Genomic DNA, 16,220 nt, shown 5'->3' on the forward strand with positions numbered 1-16,220 from the left:
GCAGCATAAAGGTGTATTACAGTTATGTTACATTTCCTGCTACGGGTTGACTGGAGCATTTCTTAAAGGGTATAATGCACTGTGATAGGATATGTGTACAGGGGTTTCCTGTGTTCATAATCTATTCATCATGTCAAATTATCTTCAGAAGGGGAAGGTGATTTGCTCACAGTAAAACAACGGAACCCCTTCGAAGAACAATTCTAAAGGAGGAATATTAGAAATGAAGAAAGTACTTTCATACGTGCTTGTATTAGCACTAGTACTATCCAGTTTCTCAATGGCTTTCGCAGGTTCATCCACTGAGCTTAAATCATTAAGCGATATTGCTGGAAACTTTAACGAAGAAGCTATTGAAGTAAACTATGATCTGGGTATCATCACTGGTAATCCAGACGGCACATTCCAGCCGACTAAAGCTGTAACAAGAGCAGAATTCGCTGCTATGCTTACAAGAGCTTTGGCTATTCCTGACAGTGCCCTTGCTGCTTATTCAACAACAAGCTTCAAGGATGCAGCAGGATATACTTGGGCTGTTCCTTACCTTGCATTCTGCAACTCAAAGGGCATCATGCTTGGCGATGGAGCAGGAAATGCTATGCCTGGTAAGACAATCACTGTAAATGAAGCAGTAACTATGGCTTTAAGAGCTATCGGATACACTGCAAACAGTGCTGAGTTAGTTGGCGTTTGGCCTTCAAACTACGTAACAAAGGCTCAGGAATTAGACCTTTATGATGATGTAGCTAAGGATGCTAGCGGTGTTGACAAAGCAAATGCTGCTCAGATTATCTACAATCTGTTAGGTGTTCAGAAGGTTGCTGTAAACTCCGATGGCGAAACAAAGAAGCTATGGGATAAGGAACCAAACGCTACGAAGGACATCGATGGTGTTCCTACAACTCTTCTTTCATCTGGCTTAAATTGCACAACAGATGGAGATGCTGTAGTAGACAGATCTGACTGCGATGATTCTTTAATCAATATGGCTAAACACATCGGCAAATATGGTTCTATTTATAGAAATTCCGATGATGAAGTAGTAGCTTTCATTGACAATGGGGACTTATTAACTGGTAGATTCTTTGTAGATGGTAGTGCTGTTAAGTTCAAGACTACTGATGCAGAAAAAGAATATACAATTACTAATTCAAAAGACACAACGATTGCTGCCCTGTTATTAAACGGTGACAACGTAGGTGGCGGAAACAGCATAACTATTGCTGCTATTGATTTTGGCAATGGCGATAAGGAAGATTTATCTCTGGATTCTGTTGCTAACCCAGAATTTACACTTAGTGTAGATTTAAGCGGTTCCACTATTAAGGAAATCTATGGCGTAACAGATTGGAATGTATCTTCTGCAGATACAATTGATGCTGCTGATATTTCTGATATCAAAGACGATCAGAGCTTACTGTCCACAGACTTTACTCTTGATGACGAAGACAACATTGACTACACTCAGTTTAACTTAGTTGGAGTAAACAGCTTAAGCGATATCAAGGCTGATAACGTAATTTACGTATATCAGGATAGCGACAAAGAAATCGTAAAGATTGAAGTTGGTACTCAGAAGGCCGAAGGAGTTGTAAAGAACTTTAAGGATGCAAAAGAAGATGTTGCAACTAAGTTCGCAATCGGTGCAAACACTTATAAGAACGCTGCTGATGTTTTAAACGGTGAAGCTGATGGCGGAACTGCAATCTCAGAAGGCGATGTATCTGATAACGTAACTGCTTTCTTGGATGCTAGAGGTTATGTATATGACTTCGAAAATACAACAAAGGCCGATAACTATGCAGTAGTTGAAAAAATTGGAACTACTGGAATCGACGATCAGGTTAAGGTAATGCTTTCAGACGGAACTGAAAAGACTTTATCTTATGATATTGACGCAGAAGATGGCGGTCCAACTTTAGGTGCTGTATCTGTAATCGGATATGGATTGGATTCTTCCGGTCAGATTACTGAAGCAAACCAGTTGTTTGTAACGACTACTTCCATTAAACTTTCAAGTAAGTCTGTAGTTTCCGAAGTTAATGGTGCAAGCGTAATGGGTGAATCTCAGTTTGCTGCTAGAGGCGGAGTTCTTGCTGACATTGCAGACGGAGTTAAGATTGATTCTGATTGCGTAGTATTCACTTACGATGGTAGTGACTATGATGTAACTACTATTGATAAGGTTGAAGTAGATGACGTGATTTCAGGTGCTGTACTTCTGTTCGATGAAAACAATGATAAATCCGTTGATGATGACTACACAGTTGTTGCTATGTTGATTCCGGATACAATGGCTAACGGCGGAGACAAGTCTTATGCAGTTTTGAATGAAAAGAATGCAGACTCCAACGATGACAGCGATGACGTATGGCATGTAATCGGATATAAAGATGGTGCAAAACTAGACGCTTTGACTGATGACAAAGACGATTTCAAGGGCAGTTATGTAGCTCCAGTTTATAAAGTGGGTTCTGGATTTGTTAAGGGCATCGCTTTATATGAAGTAAAGGTTGACGCAAGTGGTGTTGTTACTTCCGGTAAACTGGTTGATTCAACTGATACAACTAAAAAAGTTCATTATGTAGGCGGAACAAATGGCGGATTTACTGTTGGTAGTGCTGATAGCAGATCTTCCGTTACAAATAAAGATAACAACAATAAGAGATATGCTTTATCTGACAAGGTTGTTGTATATCAGGTAACCAAGGATAATGAATACAAGTTATTTACTGGTAACTTGAAGTCTGGTGATTTTGTAAGACTATATGAAACTGACGATGATGAAGACGGTTATGATGTAGTAATCATGGCTAGACCATCTAACCTCTAAAATATTATAACTTTATAATATTTCAAAAGACGAGCTTTTGGCTCGTCTTTTGTTTTCTCAAAAAAGGCGTTTAACTTGTATCCTTTGCTAAATAAGGTTATAATATTAAAAGTTGATAAAAAACAAAGAACAAAGTAGCATTAAAGAAAAGGGGTCTTTAATGAAAGAAAATATAATAAGAACAGCGATTTTGATGTCAATACTAACACTGGGTTCACAATTCCTTGGATTTATTAGAGAATTAGTGATGGCGAATTACTTTGGAACCAGCTATATTGTAGATGCCTTTGCGATGTCTAATACGATTCTGAACCTGTTGTTTGGGGGATTGATTGTGGCGATTACATCGGCGTATATGCCTTTATATTCCAAAGTAGTGGCACAGAGAGGTTCTGAAGAAGGTGAAATTTTAACTTCACAAGCAATTAATCTTCTGTTATGTGTGACCCTTATCCTATCTCTCATTGGAATTGTGTTTTCAGATCAGATTATTGCGGTGTGCGCTGGGGGTTTTACCGGTGAAACGGCTAGATTAGCTAGCTATTATATAAAGGTTATTTTTTCCTATATTATTTTTTCCTCAATAACTGGTATTTTTGAACCTTATTTGCAGTATCGTGGTATTTTTATCCCCCAGATTATCAGCGGATATTTTATAAGTTTTTCCAGTGCTATAGTGATTGTTATCAGCGCATATACTTCTTACTATTACATTGCTTATGGTATGTTGATTGGTAATGTTCTGCGCTTTCTATGTGTCTCTGCCGTAGCCAAAAAAAATGGATACCGACATAGAGCTACCCTTTCATTAAAAGGGGAAGCAAGCGGGGTGCTCTCCTTGGCTTTACCAATTTTTTTAGGAAGCTCTGTAGATTCTATCAGTAAGTTCATAGACCGCACACTGGCTTCTCATTTACGAGAAGGAAGCATTGCGGCTTTAAATTATGCCAATTTAATCGACAACATGATTATAATTGTTACAATTACAGTGATTTCTACCTTGATTTATCCTAAATTGACACAAGCTTATGCCGTTCATGATAACACGGGATTTAATAAGTTGGTCAGCGTAGGATGCAATTTGGTTGTAATGATAGCGATTCCTTGTTCGTTGGGAGCAATGCTGTATAGTCGGCAAATTATTCAGATTGTCTACGAGCGAGGGGCTTTTGGTAGCGGAGCTACCGCTATGACGGTAGGGGCCTTTTTTTTCTATTCTATGGGACTGCTCTTTGTTGCCATGAATCAGTTTTTAACCAAGGTATATTATTCCATGCACAATATGAAAGTTCCAATGATTTTGGGCATGGTTAGTGTAGGATTTAATATTGTATTAAACTTAATATTGATAGGGCCTATGCAACACGAAGGATTAGCCTTGGCTTCCAGTGTAGCTTCTGGATTTAATATGTGCCTGTTATTTTTTTATATGAAATATAAATACAGTGATATTATAATATTCCCTTCAAAGGGAAAGCTAGGTATGATTTTCGGTTCAGCAGGAATATCCGTATCTTTATCATATGTATTATATAAGTCGATTTTAGAGAGTATTCATGCAGAATTGATAAGGCTGGCTCTGGTGGTTCTGTTTGCTATCTTGATATATGGAATATTATTGAAAATTTTTAAAATAGAAGAAATAAATTTAATTAAAAAAATTGTATAAAGGAGAATTTACCTGAATATAGGAATTGCATTTATATTGGAGCATTGAATATCTAAAATAGAGGTTTAGTGAATGAAATGAAAAAAATAATTTTTATAACAACCAGAAATATTATTAATACATCAGGTGAGTTAAGATTAATAAAGAACAGGGGTCAGGCCTTGTTTAATACCTTTGGGGTGGAGACTTATTATTTTTCGTTGTCACCAATAAAGAGGAAGGATAGACCTAAAGAAAGTCTAGGAGATGGAAGTAAGCTTCATGCCTTTTATTTTAAAAGTTACTGGGGATTAAAGAAACAAACAAAGAGAGTAATTAGAGAGATAACAAAAGAAATAAGCGACGAGGATATAATTATAATATCGGGATACATGCCTCGATATTTGATACAAAATATAAAAAAATTACGAGTTAAAACGATATTAGATATCCATGGAACATTGGAGGAATTGAAAGAATATGTTTCTGATACATGCTTTTCTAAATTAAAAAATTATATACGATATACGATTTTTTCTAATTCAGAAAAAGAAATACTTGTGTTTGCTAAAGGAGTATTAGTTGTTTCCAAAGCTTTAAAGGAACGGTATGCTGCTAAGTATAGTATTGACTCCAACTTAATTTATGTGATACCCTGTGGTGGGAACAAGGAGAAAATTGATCTGGAAGAAGTTCAAAAACATCGCTTGTTTTGGAGAGAAGAGTTAAATATAGCGGATGAAGAAATTTTGTTTATTTATTCAGGTGGAATATCGCCATGGCAATCTATAGATGAAATGATTCAGCTATATATAGAGATTAAGGGGAATATATGCAGAAAATGCAAGTTACTCATTATGTCAGGAGATATTCATACAATAAAAAAATATGAGAGCAGGGAGCAGGATATTATTATTAGAAGTTTCACAGCAGAACAGGTACAGCATATACTATGTGCCGGAGATATTGCTATGCTCTTAAGAAACAATACTGTAACTAATAATCTGGCATTCCCAAATAAGTTTTATGAATACCTACTGAGCGGGATGTATATAATTTGCAGTAAGTTTATTTATGACCAGGCGGCACTTACGGATAAATATGGAGTAGGTTTTACAACCAATGGAAAATTAGATAGCGATATAATTACGGCCATTGAAAATATGGAGCCTATAGAATCCAGAAAGGGAAATATAGATTTATTATTACAGGAGTTGTCTTTTAAAAATACGCTACAAACTTTTGTAAAAAAACAAATGGGATGGAATGATGAAAAAAGTATTTTTAACAGTGGACGTTGAATGCCATGACATAGAACATATAAATAGATGGATAACGGGAAAATATAAGAAAGAAGAATATGGGTTGGCGAAGATCTTAGAAGTTGCCGAAAAGTTACAAATACCTATTAATTTTTTTGTTGATGTACCAGAAATGAATCGTTATGGAAAAGAATATATAGATGACATAATTAATAAAATAAAAGAATATAATCAACCTGTATATTTACATTTACATCCAAACTATATCAGTGGAGATGAGACAAAGAGCTATTTTTGGCAATATGATAAAAAAGAACAGCGAGAGATTTTTAAAGAAGTATATAGCCAATATTTGAATTTGATGGGCATGAATAAAGACGATACTTTAGTATTTCGCATGGGAAGATATGGGGTAGATAATACCTTTTATGATATCCTGAATGAAGAAAAAATCAAAGTAATAGATTTATCTTATACATATGGAAACTCTAAAATGTGTAAATTACAAGATAAAGAGTTTCCCACCAATAATATCATGTGCTACAAAGGACATCTGTTGTTGCCCAATACTTCTTATGTTGGTTTCCACCTAGGTAAATTTAAAAAAATTTTAGGTTTGGATGTGGCACAAACCTGTAAACAAGAATTGTTCGATGTTATAGAGCACTTAGATAATAAGAATATTGTGATAACTATGCATGTTTGGGATTTGTTTAAAAGGTATTTTTTTAGTAATAAAATTCGACCAGATCATAAAAATATTGATAAATTAAATGATTGGATCAAGGAACTTGAAAATATGGAGTATGAATTTGGCAAGTTAGAAGATTTAACTTTTGATGATTTACTAAGGCAGAACAATGTAGATTTTCTGTATGACCCATATGAGCAGAGTATAAGGAAAAAAGTAAGATTTTTATGGTACAATTTTATCAGATTTATGCATATGGCAAGAAATAGTAAAAAGTATTTTAAATTATATTTAACTGGCTTGGTTGTTTTATGTATAATAACTGGAATTATTTTTAAACTAATTATTTTATGAGGACATTAAGATGCAAAAAAGTTTTACAAGAGTAAATAAAATATCTTTAATTGGGCTGGGTTATGTAGGTCTACCTATTGCTGTGGCCTTTGCACAGAAAGAGGTGCAGACCATTGCTTTTGACATTAATAGGGAAAAGGTGAGTCTATATAAAAGAGGAATGGATCCCACAAAAGAAGTGGGAAATGAACAAATAAGAAATACTCAAAATATAATTTTTACAAGTGATCCGGTAGCGCTAGAGACTAGTAGATTTCATATTGTTGCGGTACCTACTCCAGTTAATGATGACCATACACCTAATTTGCAACCCGTTGAAGATGCCAGTAAAATATTGGGACAACATTTGAAATCAGGCAGCATAGTTGTTTATGAGTCGACTGTTTATCCCGGAGTGACGGAAGAAATTTGTGTTCCAATATTGGAAAAAGAGTCCGGATTAATTTGCGGAAAAGACTTTAAGGTTGGATATTCGCCGGAAAGAATAAACCCTGGTGACAAAAAACATCGATTAAAAAATATTATAAAAATAGTATCAGGTATGGATGAAGAGACGTTGGAAATTATAGCTGATACTTATAGCATCGTGGTGGAAGCCGGAGTGTATAAAGCTTCCAGTATTAAAGTAGCTGAATCAGCTAAGGTAATAGAGAACTCTCAGAGAGATATTAATATAGCTTTTATGAATGAACTAGCTCTTATTTTTGATAAAATGGGCATTGACACAAAGGAAGTTCTCGAAGCAGCCGGAACTAAATGGAATTTTTTGAACTTTACACCGGGGCTGGTTGGAGGACATTGCATTGGGGTAGATCCATATTATTTGACATATAAAGCTCAGAGACTGGGATATTTTCCCGAGGTGATTTTATCTGGTAGAAAAATTAATGATAATATGGGAAAATTGATTGCAGAAAAGACTGTTAAAAAATTAATAGAAGCTGATATACCAATAAAACATGCAAAAGTAGCAATTCTAGGGCTGACTTTCAAGGAAAATTGTCCAGACGTGAGAAATTCTAAAGTATTTGATATAATCAAGGAATTAGAGGAGTTCGGGATTGAAGTGATTCCGACAGATGATTGGGCTGACCCGAAAGATGTATATAAGGAATATAAAGTTAAAATGGTTATGGAGAAGGATTTAGCTAATATTAAAGCCAATGCAGTCATTATAGCAGTAGCTCATACCAAGTACTTGCAAATGAGTTTGGACGAGTTGCAAAGCTTATATATAAAAGGGCAAGGGAAAAATGTTTTAATTGATGTAAAAGGCGTTTTGAATAAAAAACAAATAGAAAAAGATTTTATATATTGGAGATTGTAATATGAAAGTATTTGTAAGCGGTGCAGCAGGATTTATTGGATTTAATTTATCTTTAAGGCTTATTTCAGAAGGATATGATGTAATAGGGTATGACAACTTAAATGATTATTATGATGTAAATTTAAAAAAAGATAGATTGAAAGTTTTAGAGCAAAAGGACAAATTTGTTTTTGTAAGAGGCACACTGGAAAATAAAGAATTATTAGAATATATATTTCAACAGGAAAAACCAGATTATGTTGTCAATCTGGCAGCACAGGCAGGTGTTCGATACAGCTTGGACAATCCTAGAGCATATATAGATTCGAATATAGTTGGATTTTTAAATATTCTAGAATGTTGCAGGAATTTTACAGTTAAGCATTTAGTTTTTGCTTCATCAAGTTCTGTTTATGGAGGAAATAAAAGTTTACCTTTTTCTACCTCTGATAATGTTGATCATCCAATAAGCTTATATGCAGCCACTAAAAAATCAAATGAGTTAATGGCTCATACTTATAGTCATTTATTTGACATTCCGTGTACAGGATTGCGATTCTTTACGGTCTATGGCCCTTGGGGAAGACCAGATATGGCATTATTTTTGTTTACAAAAGCTATTGATCAAAATCAGCCTATTAAGGTGTTTAATTATGGAAAAATGATAAGAGATTTTACTTATATTGACGACATTGTTGAGGGAGTTTTCCGGGTAATGAAACATATTCCGAAGAAAATGCTAGATGCAGACGAAAGAGGAGATACTGGAAGTAGTACTGTAGCACCATATAAAATTTACAATATCGGTAACAATAATCCAGTAGAACTTGAACATTATATTGAAGTCATAGAAAAATGTTTGGGTCGAAAAGCTATAAAAGAATATCTCCCATTACAAGCAGGAGATGTTCCGGCAACTTATGCTCAGGTAGATGATTTGATGAGAGACGTAGGATTTAAACCAGAAACCAGCGTGGAAGAAGGAATTTCTAAATTTATAGATTGGTATAAGGAATATTATAAATAATGAAACGAATATTATTAATAGGAAATAACGATGGTGGTTTATATTTATTTAGAATAGAATTGATAGAAGAATTAATTTCTCTGGGGTATGAGGTTCATTTTACCGTTCCTTATGGAGAAAAGGTACCACTTTTAATAGACTGTGGTGCTATTTATCACCAAATAGATATGAACCGCAGAGGAATGAATATAAAAGAAGACTTTATATTAATGTGTAACTATAGAAAATTGTTTAAGATGGTGAAACCTCAGGTAATTCTTACATACACAATAAAACCGAATATCTACGCCGGTTTAGTAGCTAAAGTTCTAAGGATTCCGTGTATTGCAACAATTACGGGTTTAGGAACTTCGATGCAAGGTCAAGGGAAAAAAACGAACTTTATTAAAATATTATATAAATATGGTCTGAAAGGCGCTAGTTATATCTTCTTTCAAAATGAAGAAAACAAAAATTTTTTTATTAATAATAAATTAATAGAGGCAGGGAAGGCTTTAAGAGTAAATGGTTCAGGGGTAAATACGGAGAAGTTTCGCCCTAAAAGGTGTAAACATGATGGGATAAATATATTATATATTTCACGAATTATGAAGGATAAGGGCATCAGAGAATATCTTGAGGCTGCTCGGGTCTTGAAACCAACTTATAATTTTGTAAACTTTCAAATACTTGGTTTTTATGATGAAGAGATATTAAAAAATCAAATCAATGACCTCGTAAGCGAAGGAAGTGTTAGCTATCTTGGAGTTTCTTTGGATACTCGAATTGAGATGGAAGAGGCGGATTGCATAGTGTTGCCATCATATCATGAGGGTATGTCTAATGTACTTTTAGAAGGTGCCGCTTTTGGATTGCCTTTAATAACTTCGAATATTCACGGTTGTAAGGAGGCTGTTGACGAGGGAGTGACTGGTTTTTTATGTGAACCCAGAGATGCACAGAGCTTAATTGAATCTATTAAAAGTTTTCTACTATTGGCACCTGAATCCAGAAAAAAGATGGGAGATGCAGGTAGAGAAAAAATGATTAAGGAGTTTGATAGGAAATTAGTTGTCACAAGCTATATAAATGTAATTCAAAATATGTTAAGCCAGCAGGGGAAATAGAGATGAAAAGTGTTGCTAAGCGAATATTAGATATATGTTGTTCTTTGGTTTTACTCATTATATTATCTCCAGTTTTCTTTCTGTTATTTTTACTATGCAAGTTAAAATTGGGATCACCTGCGATTTTTAAACAGGCAAGACCGGGAATACATGGGAAGGTTTTTACAATGTATAAGTTCAGAAGTATGACAGAAGAACGCGATGAAGCTGGTCAATTGCTTTCAGATGAGATACGATTGACTTCTTTTGGAAAATTACTTAGAAAGACTAGCCTGGATGAATTGCCGGAGCTATTTAATATTTTAAAAGGGGATATGAGTTTTGTCGGACCAAGACCGCTTTTGGTGCGTTATTTAGATCGATATACCGAGGAGCAGGCCAGAAGGCATGAAGTAAAACCCGGTTTGACTGGATGGGCTCAAGTAAATGGCAGAAATGCTATCAACTGGGAGGAAAAATTTAAACTGGATGTCTGGTATGTGGATCACTGGAATCTTTGGTTGGATTTAAAGATTTTTGTCTTAACATTTTTAAAGGTTTTTAAACATGAAGGAATAAATTCGACTGGAGAAGCGACTATGCAAGAATTTATGGGAACCAAGAAATAACCAAAGAGGGTGAATATGTGAAAAAGCTTATTATAATTGGTGCGGGCGGATTTGGCCGAGAAGTTTTGGAGTATGCGTTAGATATGAAAGAGGCTAATCCTCAAATAGACTGGGAAGTAAAAGGTTTTATAGATGATAATTTAGCGTGTTTGCAGCAATATAATCAGGAATTTGAGGTTATAGAGAACATTAAAGATCATATCATATCGAATGAAAATGTATATATTTGTGCGATTGGTGATCCAAACATAAAAAGTGCAATTTGCAAGGATTTTATGGATCGTGGGGCGCTTTTTATCAATATCATTCATCCGTTGGCTCGAGTGGGTAGAAGATGCAAATTAGGTGTGGGCAATGTGATTTGCCCTAATGCGTGTTTAACAACGGATGTTTGTTTAGAGGATTTTATTTTTGTGAATTGCCATTCCAACTGTGGACACGATTCGAAAATTTCATCTTATTGTACGATTAGTCCGTTTTGTGATATCACAGGGTTTGCAGAACTTGGCAAGGGTGTCTTTTTAGGCAGTCATGCTTCCATATGCCCGAGTGTTAAGATTGGAGACTTTTCAAAAATTGGTGCCGGAGCAGCTGTAATATCTGATATGCCATCTGATTGCACTGCGGTAGGGGTACCGGCTAAAATTGTAAAAAGGAAGAATAGATAATTATGGAGAAGCAAATACCATTAAGTGTACCTAATTTAGATATAGAAATCGTAGACAATTTGCGGGAATGCATTGAAACCGGATGGGTATCCACCGGGGGAAGATTTATAGCTGAATTTGAGCAAAAGGTAGCTAAATATGTGGGGATTGATGATGCCGTTTCGGCTCAGAGCGGCACTGCCGGACTGCATGTCGCTCTAAGAATTCTGGGTGTAAAATCCGGTGATGAGGTTATTGTACCTGCTTTGACCTTTATAGCAGCAGTAAACCCTGTGAAATATCTTGGGGCAGAACCTGTTTTTATGGACTGTGATGACTCCCTGTGCATGGATGCGGATAAGCTTGAAAGGTTTTGCCAAGAGGAATGCAGCTTTGATGGGACAAAGCTCATCAATAAGAAAACCGGAAGAGCCGTTAAGGCAGTGGTAGTAGTACACATATTTGGAAATCTGGCAAATATGGAAAAAATCATGGATGTAGCCCATCAGTTCGGATTAAAGGTGTTGGAAGATGCCACAGAAGCCTTAGGGAGCTATTTTAAAGAGGGCAGATATAAAGGAAAGTTTTCTGGGACGATTGCCGATATGGGTGTATATTCGTTTAATGCCAATAAGATAATCACTACCGGCGGCGGCGGTATGATTGTATCCCAAAATCAGCAATATTTGGATCAGGCGAGGTACCTGACCATAACAGCTAAAGGGACGAGTCCGGAAGAAGCCTTGTTTTTTATTCATGGAGAAGTAGGATACAATTATAGAATGTTAAATCTGCAAGCGGCTTTAGGAGTCAGCCAGATGGACAAATTAGAGCAATTTATTGAAACTAAGGTGATGAATCATAACAAATATAAGGAAGAATTAAAAAATGCAGAGGGAATTCAACTTCTGCCATTTAAGCAAGACATTCGATCAAACCATTGGTTCTATTCTTTGTATATCGACAATGAACGATTTGGTGAGGGCCGAGATGAACTTATGTATAGATTGCTTGAAAACGGGATTCAATGCAGGCCTGTCTGGAAACTAATATGTACGTTAGACCCATATATAGGCTCTCAGAGCTATGAAATTGAAAAAGCAGTAGATTACGCTGACCATATACTGAATGTGCCTTGCTCAACGAGTTTGAGCGTTGAAGACGTGAAGTATGTGTGTGATAGGATTAAGAATAGATGATATTCCAGTAAGCGTTAAATAAGTGAACCCATTAACACTTACTGGAGAATGTTGCTTGCTTATGACAATTAGTTTTTACTGTCATTGTCATCTGGATTTTTTTCTTCTAATTTGGATAAGTTTATCATTGGAAGTATGATTTGACCGCCCGAACAAGTTTGACTTGTAATGCTGATGATGATGGATCTTGCTATTGAATATAGAGTAGCACATCCATTTAAATTAACAAATTCTTTAAATACTTCAACTGGCATTTCAGATGTTGCGATGAAAGCCCCTTCAAGAATCAATTCGACTTCCATGGTTTCTGACTCGGCACTATCAATTTGCACATTAATGTGAATTTGAATTTTGGCAAAATGATTATCTGCATCTGTTGTAATGTTTAGTATTTCATATTCAACATTGAACTTTTTTTCTAATTCTTGTAGATTTTCAATGTGTACAAAATTATTGCTAACTTGAAGGAAAATAATAGTAGTTCCCAATAATTGAAAATCTGCCTTTAATTTATTTGTTTCCATGTTATGCAATGTCTCCCCATAATTTCTCTCCAAAATTTTTATATTTAACACATTTGATTTCGTTAGTATTTTCGATATCTTGGAAAGTATCTAAATACTGCTTTTTTACATCTTGAATCTTTATATCTAATTCCAAATCCAGCTGTTCACAAATTTCTGCTAATTTTTCAATCGTAAAATTGCAATTGCCATTTTCCCATTTTGATATCATTCCTTGAGTAACTTTCATATATTCCGCAAATTGTTTTTGATTCATACCTAATTCAATCCTTTTTCTAGTTATTGAGACTGAAATTTTAGCGATTAACCTTGCGGCTATAACTTCCGCCTTTGTGAGATTAGAAGACAAAGCATCTAATACCTCATTAGCATTCCATGTTTTCTTTTCCATTTTTCATTCCTCCATTTCATTTTGTCTAGCCAGCGCAATAGAGATATGCTTTGCATAATCTGTCGCTTTCTTACCTGATTTCTTATAAAAAGCATGCAGCATATAGTCATTATTTTTAGTCATTGAAAATAATACCCGGATATTAGCATCTTTAACCTTAATGTGCATAGCACATAATCCATTGGCATTTTTTAATTTTTCAAATTCTTTGATCATAAAAACATTTGCTTTAAGTTGTTCAAGCTGCTCAATTCTTGTTTCTAATAGGGCATAGATCTTTTTACTGCAGCTGCTTTGCATCATTAATTCATTTAATTCTTTGTATGCTTCGTCATGAAAATAGATATTAGGTCGTTTTAAAGTATTCCATTCCTTTGGACCCGAAAGTACATTCACATTATTTTCTCCTATTATTATAGCTATAAGTAATAATATATATACATGATATTACTTATAAGGAATATTTGCAACATAAAAAAACCGAAAAGTCAATTTTAATAATAAACTTTTCGGTTTTTAAATGCGCTATTTTATTTGATTGCTTATTGTTAATGAGCCTTATGCTCAGTATTTTGTCTTTGCAGCATGATGTTAATAGCAATACCTGTTCCGAGCAATCCGTAGAACATCGGCATAACCGATACTGTGGAATCATCCACAAGGGCGGATACGAGGAAACCACAGATACCAAGGAAAATTCCCACGCCGGTATATTCGGTAAAGCTGTTTAAATTTCTCTTCCAGAAAACCTTAATGCTTTGGAGAATGTATATAATCCACAAAGCAAGCAGAGCTAATACAGAAATGCCGCCGGTGCCAATCCATGCACCCATATACATGTTATGAGGTTTATCCACGATAAGGTTTATATTATCCCAGTTCGCATTATATTTGCCGATGTAGTCGTCATTAGGGAAATAAATGCAGTACGTGTCTGCACCGTGACCAATGAGTGCGGTGCTTTTCATCATAGGCAGTGTCCTGGACCAGATATAACCACGTCCCGATCCGAAACCTTGATTCTTTTCCCAGCCAAAGCTTTCTACTTTCTTAAGTGGAACAAACTTACCTAAAGTATTTCTATACTGTATATCTTGTCCTCTCAGCATAGCGAAGTCCCATTCGGATCCATCCACCTTGACGATAAAGTAGTTGATTCCTGCAGTATCTTGTGCGGGCCCGATTGCAAATGAACGATATCTGTCATCGGCAATCGTATAAAAATTTGTTCCTTCAAGTGGAGCAATATCAAGGGCTTTTCCATCTTTGTCCGTAAGCTTTACTGCAAGCGGATTTTCAGGATAAGTTGTAAAAGTAATCGGATTTCCGTTGTAGCTCATCATAATCTTATTACCTTTTGTTTCCAGATAATCAATATGTCCCTTTGAAGCGGATTCTGTTTGAGCAGTATCAGTACTGTCCGGCTTACCTGGTACTTCTTGAGTTTTACTATTATTTATGCCGAGTACGCTTCGAGCGGCTCCGGTAAGCTCCGGAACCCAACGTTCATAAGTAACGCCTCCCACGAGAACTGTTATGACCAGAAGAATGGCAAGAGGCTTCCACCATTTAATAATAGTTTTGTTTAGTAAAATAAGTGCGACCAAAACAACCACGGCCATTCCCAGGAATCCTCCGGAGGATTTCGATCCGATCAAATTGTACATATTTAACCCAAATAGTACACCCCATAATATCTTCTTCCAGAGTGGCTCCTCTTTTTCCTTTACGACAGAATGAATAAATAACAAGCCAAAAAGTGGAATTAATAAGGTTAAATAAAAGGAAACATAATTTATATTATAAACTGTTTGGTAAATTTCTCTATGAGTGAATGTAAAGGTTAACGAGTCCAGCTGATCCCAGAACTGGCTGGAGGTAATCAATTTTTTACCGAAGGTCGTTTGAAAAAAGTCATGGCCAAGAGCCTGCGAAAGACCTAAGAGGCTCAGTAACAGGCTGGATACAGCTGCGGGATATACAATCCATTTAATATTCTTTTCATTATTGATTGTATTCATGATAAAAAACAGCATGACCATATAGGCCAGTAATGTTACCGTGCCTTCAAACCGATCATTCCAACCCCACAGAGCAAATTCCTTATAGTCAGACATTACGTATGAAATCAGCACAAATATGGAATATACCAGCATAGGAATATAATACAGCGTGCGTTTTATAAAAAATGATTGTGTAAAAACCCTATACAGTATAAATACCAGCGCCAATACGGCACAAATCACGATGGCTACCATTTTATAATAGCTAAAGAATTCGGTTAAGTTGTTACCGGAGTTTGTCCAGAAAAACTGGTTCATTGGACGATGATATTGATGCATTCTCACAAGCATAATAACGAAAGCTGTGAAAAATGCAGCAGGTAACGTTTGGAACCAATGCATTTCCTCATCAATTCTTGGTGCCATACTCATAGAAAACAGGTAATCCGATTTTCTGCCTGTGGCATCCGTTTTCTTAGAGAGTTGCGGTTTAGTAGCGTGTTTTGATTCAGCAGCCTTACTCCCCTGTTTATTTTTATTTGCCATTTATAAATCCCCCAAATATATAATTTTTTAACTTATAAGCCACTATATTGTACATCAGAAATTGGTAAATTGCAA

14 protein-coding genes are annotated in these 16,220 nt (G+C 35.5%); 10 read left to right on the plus strand and 4 right to left on the minus strand.

Features of this window, described 5'->3' with window-relative positions; all coding sequences use genetic code 11:
* Positions 1-223 precede the first annotated feature (223 nt).
* From EQM06_RS00895 to EQM06_RS00940, 10 genes are all read left to right on the plus strand, one after another.
* Positions 224-2,833 (plus strand): S-layer homology domain-containing protein, encoded by a 2,610-nt coding sequence (locus EQM06_RS00895; protein WP_128744548.1) that lies wholly within the window; start codon positions 224-226, stop codon positions 2,831-2,833.
* 160 nt (positions 2,834-2,993) lie between these two features.
* On the plus strand, positions 2,994-4,502 hold the full coding sequence (murJ, locus tag EQM06_RS00900; protein WP_128744549.1) for a murein biosynthesis integral membrane protein MurJ: 1,509 nt from the start codon (positions 2,994-2,996) through the stop codon (positions 4,500-4,502).
* A gap of 77 nt (positions 4,503-4,579) precedes the next feature.
* Positions 4,580-5,782, plus strand: a complete 1,203-nt coding sequence (locus EQM06_RS00905) for a glycosyltransferase (RefSeq protein WP_128744550.1) — start codon at positions 4,580-4,582, stop codon at positions 5,780-5,782.
* Positions 5,751-6,788 carry a polysaccharide deacetylase family protein gene (locus EQM06_RS00910; RefSeq protein ID WP_205666569.1) on the plus strand — a complete coding sequence of 346 codons (1,038 nt, stop codon included), beginning with the start codon at positions 5,751-5,753 and terminating at the stop codon, positions 6,786-6,788. The genes EQM06_RS00905 and EQM06_RS00910 overlap by 32 nt, the downstream gene beginning before the upstream one ends.
* Positions 6,789-6,798: 10 nt before the next feature.
* A complete protein-coding gene (locus EQM06_RS00915; protein WP_128744552.1) occupies positions 6,799-8,115 on the plus strand; it encodes a nucleotide sugar dehydrogenase in 1,317 nt (438 codons plus the stop codon).
* A 1-nt stretch (position 8,116) separates the two neighbouring features.
* Complete coding sequence (locus tag EQM06_RS00920) at positions 8,117-9,121, plus strand: NAD-dependent epimerase (protein ID WP_128744553.1); 1,005 nt, start codon at positions 8,117-8,119, stop codon at positions 9,119-9,121.
* Positions 9,121-10,227, plus strand: coding sequence for a glycosyltransferase family 4 protein (locus EQM06_RS00925; protein ID WP_128744554.1), 1,107 nt, complete (start codon positions 9,121-9,123; stop codon positions 10,225-10,227). Before EQM06_RS00920 ends, EQM06_RS00925 begins: the two co-directional genes overlap by 1 nt.
* Before the next feature lie 2 nt (positions 10,228-10,229).
* Positions 10,230-10,835: a sugar transferase gene (locus EQM06_RS00930; RefSeq protein ID WP_128744555.1), complete on the plus strand. Its 606-nt coding sequence runs from the start codon at positions 10,230-10,232 to the stop codon at positions 10,833-10,835.
* A gap of 17 nt (positions 10,836-10,852) precedes the next feature.
* The gene (locus EQM06_RS00935; RefSeq protein ID WP_164914300.1) at positions 10,853-11,503 is read left to right on the plus strand and encodes an acetyltransferase; all 651 of its coding nucleotides are present in this window, start codon (positions 10,853-10,855) and stop codon (positions 11,501-11,503) included.
* Between the two features lie 2 nt (positions 11,504-11,505).
* Positions 11,506-12,681, plus strand: coding sequence for a LegC family aminotransferase (locus EQM06_RS00940; RefSeq protein WP_128744557.1), 1,176 nt, complete (start codon positions 11,506-11,508; stop codon positions 12,679-12,681).
* Between the two features lie 68 nt (positions 12,682-12,749).
* Here the strand turns inward: EQM06_RS00940 and EQM06_RS00945 are convergent, their stop codons facing one another.
* The 4 genes from EQM06_RS00945 to EQM06_RS00960 all read right to left on the minus strand — a co-directional run bounded on the left by EQM06_RS00945 (position 12,750) and on the right by EQM06_RS00960 (position 16,145).
* Positions 12,750-13,205, minus strand: coding sequence for a protein-export chaperone SecB (locus tag EQM06_RS00945; RefSeq protein WP_128744558.1), 456 nt, complete (start codon positions 13,203-13,205; stop codon positions 12,750-12,752).
* Position 13,206: 1 nt separating this feature from the next.
* Positions 13,207-13,596: a helix-turn-helix domain-containing protein gene (locus EQM06_RS00950; RefSeq protein WP_128744559.1), complete on the minus strand. Its 390-nt coding sequence runs from the start codon at positions 13,594-13,596 to the stop codon at positions 13,207-13,209.
* A gap of 3 nt (positions 13,597-13,599) precedes the next feature.
* Positions 13,600-13,992: a type II toxin-antitoxin system RelE/ParE family toxin gene (locus tag EQM06_RS00955; RefSeq protein ID WP_128744560.1), complete on the minus strand. Its 393-nt coding sequence runs from the start codon at positions 13,990-13,992 to the stop codon at positions 13,600-13,602.
* Positions 13,993-14,144: 152 nt separating this feature from the next.
* Complete coding sequence (locus EQM06_RS00960) at positions 14,145-16,145, minus strand: O-antigen ligase family protein (RefSeq protein ID WP_128744561.1); 2,001 nt, start codon at positions 16,143-16,145, stop codon at positions 14,145-14,147.
* Positions 16,146-16,220 lie beyond the last annotated feature (75 nt).

Source organism: Aminipila luticellarii (assembly GCF_004103735.1).
Taxonomy (GTDB): Bacteria; Bacillota; Clostridia; order Peptostreptococcales; family Anaerovoracaceae; genus Aminipila; species Aminipila luticellarii.